At 63.6% G+C, this 2,737-nt stretch carries 5 protein-coding genes; 4 read left to right on the top strand and 1 reads right to left on the bottom strand.

What is annotated here, in order from left to right; genetic code table 11:
* Window positions 1–172: 172 nt before the first annotated feature.
* On the top strand, window positions 173–583 hold the full coding sequence (locus tag AC1D00_RS35290) for an acyl-CoA thioesterase (RefSeq protein ID WP_477013850.1): 411 nt from the start codon (window positions 173–175) through the stop codon (window positions 581–583).
* A gap of 191 nt (window positions 584–774) precedes the next feature.
* A complete protein-coding gene (locus AC1D00_RS35285) occupies window positions 775–966 on the top strand; it encodes a hypothetical protein (RefSeq protein ID WP_477013849.1) in 192 nt (63 codons plus the stop codon).
* 228 nt (window positions 967–1,194) lie between these two features.
* On the opposite strand, the gene AC1D00_RS35280 is transcribed toward AC1D00_RS35285, so the two are convergent.
* Entirely contained in the window at window positions 1,195–1,656 is a 462-nt protein-coding gene (locus tag AC1D00_RS35280; protein ID WP_404558545.1) for a nuclear transport factor 2 family protein, read from the bottom strand.
* A gap of 155 nt (window positions 1,657–1,811) precedes the next feature.
* Between AC1D00_RS35280 and AC1D00_RS35275 the strand changes: the two genes are divergently transcribed.
* Both AC1D00_RS35275 and AC1D00_RS35270 read left to right on the top strand, forming a co-directional pair.
* Complete coding sequence (locus tag AC1D00_RS35275; protein WP_167771389.1) at window positions 1,812–2,498, top strand: HAD family hydrolase; 687 nt, start codon at window positions 1,812–1,814, stop codon at window positions 2,496–2,498.
* Window positions 2,499–2,589: 91 nt separating this feature from the next.
* Window positions 2,590–2,737: DeoR family transcriptional regulator (locus tag AC1D00_RS35270; protein ID WP_477013851.1), on the top strand; the 148-nt coding region annotated here is incomplete at its 3' end.

The raw sequence follows: 2,737 nt of genomic DNA, 5'->3' as shown, positions 1-2,737 counted from the left end.
CTTCGGCACGGGATATGCACCGTTCCGCGGCGGTCCACTGAACTATGCGCGCTCCCGCGGCGTGGATAATGTCGTGTCCACCTTGCGTGAACTCGCCGAACGATTCGGCGGACGTTTCGCGCCTGACGCGGGCTGGGACAATTTCAAGTGAGCAATCTCAAGTGAGAGAGGCATGAACGAACAGGCGAATACCGGGCCGAGCGGCGATCTCTGCATCCGCACGCTGGCGATGCCCGCCGACACCAACGCGAACGGCGACATTTTCGGCGGCTGGCTGCTCAGCCAGATGGACGTCGGCGGCGGCGTGTTCGCCTCGAAGGTCGCGAAGTCGCGCACCGTGACGGTTGCGATCGAGGCGATGAACTTTCGCAAAGCCGTCTATGTCGGCGATCTCGTCTCGGTCTATGCCAATCTCGTGCGTGTCGGGCGCACCTCGTTGACGGTGCATCTGGAGGCGTGGGCGCTGCGCCGCGGAGAAGAACATCCGTTCCTCGTCACCGATGGCAACTTCACCTACGTCTCGATCGACGAACACGGCCGCCCGCAGGCGGTTCGCCCGACCGACACGGCGATCGCGACGTAATCGCGCGCGGCGTATGACCGCGCGGCGCTTCATCCGCGATCGTCGCGTCTTCGCCAAGAACAAGTCATAAAACGGATGAGGTCCCGGCGTACTCAATTGCACGTCGATTCGGGGTGGAAACGGCCTCAAATGCCCAGGAACCTTTGGGCAGAAGTGTCGTTATTTGCCCGCACTTGAGGAATCCACGGGCCATGCCGGACAGCTACATCATCGAAGTCAATTCGCAGACCGCAGGTATCGTCGTTCGTTCTCAAGGAGGCTACTGTTTTTTCGCCTCATCCAACCGCTTCTACCGCCTCGAAGGCCAGTTCTTTCGCAACGCCCGCGAAGCCGAGCGCGCCGCGCGCAAGCTGGTTAACGGCGATGTGGAGGAAGCGGCGTAGTTTCGCCTGTCATTCCGGGGCGCGTAGCGCGAGCCCGGAATCTTTTGCCGAGTTCACAGCTGCCCTCCCTTCTCCCCTTGTGGGAGAAGGTGGCGCGAAGCGCCGGATGAGGGGTTCTATCGGCGAACTCAGCTGTGAGAGGTGTGCTCGCGGAGGCAACCCCTCACCCGTCTCGCCGCTTTGCGGCGAGCCACCCTCTCCCACAGGGGGAGAGGGTAAGAGGTGCCACTACAATTTCGTCGCCGCGCGTGACAGCAGCTTCCAGTCGTCGCTCTGCTTCTGCCAGTTCATCAGGATGTGAAGGTTGGTCGGCACTTTTTTCCCATCGGCCGCCATCTCCTGTTCCGCCACCCAATGGAAGCGCACGATCGCGGTCGGGCCGACGACCTTGATGGTCGGATCCTTGTATTCGATCGACAGGAATTTCGATTTGCCGTCGGTGGCGTTGGTGATGAAGGTCGCCTTGTCCTCCACCTTGCCGCTGGAATGGCTGTAGCTCAGATCGTCCCAGCACAGCGCGCCGAGCGCCTTCGGGTCGGCCGCGATCTGGGCGAGGCGGAAGGCCTCCACCTTCTTCGCCACGGCCTCTTCGTCCGCCGAGGCGGCCAGTGCCGGCGTCGTGAGAGCGAGCGCGGCAAGAGCTGGAACGGCCAGGGTCGAGAGAGCCAGATCGCGTCGATTGATCGTCATCGTTTCCTCCTTTTTGATCTTGAAGAGAGTGTTGCAGCCGCGCGCGGCTTTGTCGAGTGGTCACGGCGTCGTCATGTGCATGCGTCATTGCGCGATCGCAGCCATATTGATACGTGTCGCGCATCGATGCGTCGTGCATTTGGGAAAGTACGGAAATGATCGAGGCCAAGGACAATGCGACGGGCAGGGCATTGCTGTTCGACATCGACGGTACGCTTGCCAACACCGACCCGCTGCACCTGAAGGCTTTCAACGAGGTGCTCGGCCCTCGGGGTCATGTCTTCGATCACGCGCGGTTCTCGAGGGAGCTGCAAGGGTTCGCCAATGTATCGATCGGGGAGCGCTTTCTGCCCGACGAGGCGCCGGAACGGCGCGCCTTGATCCTCGATGAGAAGGAGGAAGTCTTCCGCGCGCTCGTCGCCGGGCAGATCGAGCCGCTGCCGGGCCTGATGGCGCTGCTCGATCGGGCGGACGCGGCCGGCGTTCCCATGGTTGCCGTGACCAACGCGCCGCGTCTCAACGCCGAGCTGCTGCTCTCCGGCCTCGGCATCACGCACCGTTTCAAGGCGCTCGTGATCGGCGACGAGCTGCCGCACGGCAAGCCGCATCCGCTGCCCTATCAGGAAGGGCTGCGCTTCGTCGGCGCGAGGCCGGAAACCTCGGTCGCATTCGAGGACTCCCGCACCGGCGTGCAATCGGCCACGGCGGCCGGCATTCCGACCATCGGGATCCGGACCAGCCTCGGCCATGCTGACCTGATTGCAGCCGGCGCGGTCGCCTCCGCCGGCGCCTTCGATGATCCGGACCTGCTCGCGTCTCTGGCTGCCGCGATGGCGTGGTGAGAGGCCTCGTCCGTTAACCGTGATCGGGGCGCGCATTGACCGATCGCGCGAACCGCCGCACCATGCACCTTCCAGATTTGAGGCCATTGCCGTGACCGGATTGACCCATCGCCAAGCCGAAATCCTCAACATCGCGCGCGCCTCCGGCCGCGTCATGGTCGAGGAGCTCGCGCGCCGGTTCGAGGTCTCGGCGCAGACCATCCGCAAGGATCTCAACGACCTCTGCGAACGGCGCTCGC

It is taken from the genome of Bradyrhizobium sp. P2_E8, from assembly GCF_056403875.1.
Note: the sequence above shows the minus strand (reverse complement) of the source record. Positions and strands in the feature narration are given on the sequence as shown.

Excerpts from the sequence above, each read along its gene's own strand:
- AC1D00_RS35290 (WP_477013850.1), top strand. The coding sequence starts at position 173 with ATGAACGAACAGGCGAATACCGGGCCGAGCGGCGATCTCTGCATCCGC.
- AC1D00_RS35285 (WP_477013849.1), top strand. The coding sequence starts at position 775 with ATGCCGGACAGCTACATCATCGAAGTCAATTCGCAGACCGCAGGTATC.
- AC1D00_RS35280 (WP_404558545.1), bottom strand. The coding sequence starts at position 1,656 with ATGACGATCAATCGACGCGATCTGGCTCTCTCGACCCTGGCCGTTCCA.
- AC1D00_RS35275 (WP_167771389.1), top strand. The coding sequence starts at position 1,812 with ATGATCGAGGCCAAGGACAATGCGACGGGCAGGGCATTGCTGTTCGAC.